At 46.9% G+C, this 307-nt stretch carries 1 pseudogene; it reads right to left on the bottom strand.

Annotation, left to right across the window (positions count from 1 at the left end):
- Positions 1 to 241: pseudogene (locus ACO0LF_RS31685) on the bottom strand (hypothetical protein); the annotation flags it as partial.
- Between the last annotated feature and the right edge of the window lie 66 nt (positions 242 to 307).

Genomic DNA, 307 nt, shown 5'->3' with positions numbered 1-307 from the left:
TGCTGAAACTAACAATCTTCCAATAGTCACCACTACGAGCCGCTATCGTAATCAGCGATACACCGCCCACTACTGCTAGCGCAGCACCAACCGCGTGGGTGATGCTGTTGAAGCGCTCTCCATAATACATGTTATCACCTACAAATTTTCCACTATTAAAAGCTGCAGCTCGGCCAATGCGCCTACGGTTTTTTTGCCCAGGAGATGAATTTTTAAGGAGCGACGCATAATTGCTCAACAACGCTATTCGTCAAAAAAGCGCTTACATTTCAGCACGCCATATAACAACCGTAGCCGACTTGAGGCT

The organism is Undibacterium sp. Di27W, from assembly GCF_049340345.1.
GTDB lineage: Bacteria > Pseudomonadota > Gammaproteobacteria > Burkholderiales > Burkholderiaceae_D > Undibacterium.
This window is presented reverse-complemented; position numbering and strand designations above follow the sequence as displayed.